This is a genomic window from Ferruginibacter sp. HRS2-29 (assembly GCF_024343615.1).
Lineage (GTDB): Bacteria > Bacteroidota > Bacteroidia > Chitinophagales > Chitinophagaceae > Ferruginibacter.
In genome coordinates, this window is sequence record NZ_RJUB01000134.1 from 2,096 (window position 1) to 5,815 (window position 3,720).

A 3,720-nucleotide genomic window follows, 5' to 3' on the forward strand; every position below is an offset into this window, starting at 1 on the left:
TAGCCAGGAATTTAGCGGGAGGTTTTGCCGGGAAGACGGGAAGAGCGAGCCGTTGTATAAACTGGTTATTTATTATTTGCAATGGTTGCACCTCCCGGCCACCAACCACGGCCAGCAGTACTAACAAAAGAGTTTTCGCAAGTTGAATGCTGTGGCGTGGCCTCCCGGCCTGCCATGGGTGCCACCGAATATTTAAGGCGGAAGCGATCCGATCAGTTTATTGGAAGTTTGTTAAAACGGAACGCGGCTGGCCGGGAAGACGGGAAGAACGAGCCGTTGTATAAACTGGTTATTTATTATCTGCAATCGTTGCACCTCCCAGCCACCAACCACGGCTCCGCAGTCTGACAAAAAAGATTTCGACAGCTGAATGCCGTGGCGTGGCCTCCCGGCCTGCCACGAGCGCAGAGACCATTTCTTTACCTGGGGCGAAAACTAATGTGCCCACATTGGTAGAAGCCTCCCCGGACTGCCATAACAAAATGGAGAAAAAATACAGATCTTAAAAAAAGTAGTTTTTGAAAACTGGGCCTCCGTACCCACTTTTTTTTAAAGGTACAGGGTGGGTACAGACCGTACCTATAGAGCATCGCTAAAAAAAAGTGGGTACGGAGGCCCGATTTTTAAAAACTCAAAAATCCAACAAAACGCAAAAAAGCGCTTACTGAACCGGGATGCAGTAAATGATGCTCATCAGAACGATCGCCTGAATTTCTCCGGTTAATTTCTGCAATATGGTGTGTTCAGGATCCTGGTTTTTGCGTTGATCTCCTGTTTTCTTTGTCTTTATCGAATATGTACCGCGATAGTCTTTTTACGTAGCGGTTAAGGTCCTGGGGGTAATTACCGCTATAGGTGTAATAGTCTATCTGTTTTTTATCTTTTATATAATAGATCTTCCCGATCGATTGCTCAGTGATAGTATCCTTTCGGGTGATCCTTTCAAAATACTTCACCTTTTTAGGATCAAGGGGTAAAAAAAGACGGCCAAGAGGTTCCTCATTGCAATCTATAGGCACGTACTGATCGCCACTCCAGTACATACATCCGGTTTGTTGATTGGTTGCCAAATATATTGTATATAAAATTCCAACGCCGATGAAGGCAATCAGAAATATCATCACTGGTCTGCTGAAAAAAAGTCCGCCACTCACTTCCTTTTTTTCTTTGACCTTAATGTCGTCCCGCACTCCGGGTATAGTATCTTTTGGCTTATTGTATGGTAGAGTTTTAGTTCCACCCGGGGGACTTTTGGGTGTGCTTATGATAGCTTTCTCCTCGTCCGTTAATTGAAAATCCTTTCCCGGAAAAAAAGGCCTGTGTTTAAAGTCGATCAGCCAAGCCAGCAGTTCTACATTTCTCTCATTGGTGGTCTCAGGTTCTCCTTTCAAATACTTATCCAAAGCTTTAAACTTATCCGGTTCTATTCTGCGGATCAATTGCAACGATACCGTTTCATCATTTGCCACATCAAAATAATTTTTCAAGGTTTGTTCATCCTTCAGATGATACCGGCTTTTAAACACCGCTACACATTCGTCTTTTAATTTTGCCGTAGTCGATTTAACACGAAAACGCGGGAGCTCGTCATTAGCGCTCTTTCTTTCGTATTCTGCTTTAACAAGTCGGGCGTATTCAAGGAAAACTAGCCTCATATAATTTTTGCTTCTATTAATTATTGGAATAACCGGAATTTTCGGAATTAACAGTGAAAAATTAAAGCATATACGGAAAGCCGCTTTACGGGAAACCGGAACGGGAGATTGTCAGGCCCGGGAGATCAGGATGATGAAAGGAATTCTACACATGCTGCCAGCAATAACCCTTGTATTGCGCTTTTCTTTTGCAGGGCATTCCCTTTTTGGTGATACGGCGGCACAGGCCGGTTGTTAGATTGGCGGTATTAGGTGAAGCTGTTTTCAATTTGAGGCCCGTGTCTCGTTTCACCGGCTTTGCTTTAGTATCTGCCTTGAGGGAGTCTGCTTTTTGCTTCGGCTCTTGTTGCGGATCATCCGCGATCGGTTTCAGCTCTGGCAGATTATTCACTATTTCTGCCTGCCCCTGCGTTGGGGGCTGCCAAAAGGCGGATACCGCCCCGGTAAAAATTACCAGCATCCATACTGCTATTATCCACTTCTTTCTCTTGCCGGTATCAGGTTGTTTTTCTTCTTTTATAAAAGGAACAGTAGGTTCTTTTTCACCCACACTTATATGCTGAACAGTTCCCAGGCTTTCCCCTAAATCATCTTCAGTGTCCACCGACGGAACCATCGTTGGTTCATCCTGCAAAAGCAGATTTTCCTCCTCGTTCAGCTCAAAATTTTTTCCAAACACATATGGCCGGTGCCTGAAATCGATTAACCATGCCAGCAATTCCAGGTTTTTTTTATCCGTGTTGCCCTTATCTTTTTTTAAATAGTTATCCAGTGGCTTGAACTTATGCGCTTCAAATTCTTCAATTAATTTCAAAAAGCGTTTGCCCGGTTCTGCCGGCCCAAAAAAATCTTTCAGCAACTGCTCATCTTTCTTCAGCGCCTGCAGATCTTGTTTTTCAAACCGCTCTTTATACACATGCAAACATGCCTGCCTGATCTTGGCTGGGGTAGATTGAGCCAATAACAACGAGAGTTCGTTGTCTGCACGCCTCTTATAATAAGTTCGTTTCAGCAGTTTGGTATAATCGGCAAAATCCAGGGGCATAAGTAAAGTTGCTTCAGACTAAATATACAATTATTGGAATTATTGGAATTGTTTCCCTGTAAAAATACTTCAAGCCGGAATTTCAGGATACGGAAAACCGGAATCTTCGGAATGATAGGAATCTTCGGAATAACATGCTACCCAGGCTGTTAGCCGATGGTATGTTTACATTGTGATCGATCGGTAACAAAATAAAAAAACTGATTGATCTGCTGAGTGTGAAGGTAGCGGCAAAGTTAGCCAGCAAGGGAAGTTGTTAACCCACCCCGCTACCGACACTCTTTCTTCCCGCCAAAATGTAAGGAGCGCTACTTACAAAAACTGCCGCACCAGGCCCGCGAACCTGGCAGGCCAAACTATTTCCTTAACAATTAAAATCACGAAAAATGATAGAGATCATTATATGGTTGGCAGGACTCTTATGCCCTAACCCGACCCACACATTGCAAAATCACGGCAACTGTAACCTGATACATGTTGGCGGCACAGTAACCACCAACGGGGATACCGGAGGAGAGCTAGGTGGCACTCCAAAACCACCTGTTCCACCACCCCCACCCCCTCCTCCAGGAGGTGGCGGGAATTAATTCCTCCAAAGAAAGGCAGAGTAATCTCTGCCTTTCTTTTTATATTTAAGGAAAATCAAATTTCATGAAATCATCCTGCCCATTCTTGTTTATTATAATCCTCTCAATCTTTATGAGCTCTAGCTGCTTTTCACAAAGAAAGGCGGATAAGTACACAGATTACGACCGCGGTTATAACTATTGGTATTATGATAATTTTGATTCTGCCTTCTATTATTTCAACCGCTATGTTAATAATGCCGACGATACATTAAAAAAAGGCTCAGCATACAAATTTATGGGTGAGATACAATGGCAATTTGGAGATCTATATGGTGCTGAAGAAAACCTTGTAAATGCACTTAGAACATTAGATACAAATAATGAAAATCATCGTGTCGAATTGGGCTATACCTACACGTTATTAGGTAATGTTAAGTATAATTCCATCGAA

At 43.2% G+C, this 3,720-nt stretch carries 4 protein-coding genes; 2 read left to right on the forward strand and 2 right to left on the reverse strand.

The genetic code is table 11. From position 1 onward, the window contains the following. Window positions 1-743: 743 nt before the first annotated feature. Both EGI32_RS14635 and EGI32_RS14640 read right to left on the reverse strand, forming a co-directional pair. Window positions 744-1,655: a hypothetical protein gene (locus tag EGI32_RS14635; RefSeq protein WP_255156107.1), complete on the reverse strand. Its 912-nt coding sequence runs from the start codon at window positions 1,653-1,655 to the stop codon at window positions 744-746. A 145-nt stretch (window positions 1,656-1,800) separates the two neighbouring features. Beyond that, window positions 1,801-2,700 carry a hypothetical protein gene (locus EGI32_RS14640; protein WP_255156108.1) on the reverse strand — a complete coding sequence of 300 codons (900 nt, stop codon included), beginning with the start codon at window positions 2,698-2,700 and terminating at the stop codon, window positions 1,801-1,803. 386 nt (window positions 2,701-3,086) lie between these two features. On the opposite strand from EGI32_RS14640, the gene EGI32_RS14645 reads away from it, so the two are divergent. Beyond that, the gene (locus tag EGI32_RS14645) at window positions 3,087-3,287 is read left to right on the forward strand and encodes a hypothetical protein (RefSeq protein ID WP_255156109.1); all 201 of its coding nucleotides are present in this window, start codon (window positions 3,087-3,089) and stop codon (window positions 3,285-3,287) included. 64 nt (window positions 3,288-3,351) lie between these two features. Then, a partial coding sequence (locus EGI32_RS14650; RefSeq protein ID WP_369681671.1) for a tetratricopeptide repeat protein occupies window positions 3,352-3,720 on the forward strand: 369 nt, incomplete at its 3' end.

Excerpts from the sequence above, each read along its gene's own strand:
- EGI32_RS14635 (WP_255156107.1), bottom strand. The coding sequence starts at position 1,655 with ATGAGGCTAGTTTTCCTTGAATACGCCCGACTTGTTAAAGCAGAATAC.
- EGI32_RS14640 (WP_255156108.1), bottom strand. The coding sequence starts at position 2,700 with ATGCCCCTGGATTTTGCCGATTATACCAAACTGCTGAAACGAACTTAT.
- EGI32_RS14645 (WP_255156109.1), top strand. The coding sequence starts at position 3,087 with ATGATAGAGATCATTATATGGTTGGCAGGACTCTTATGCCCTAACCCG.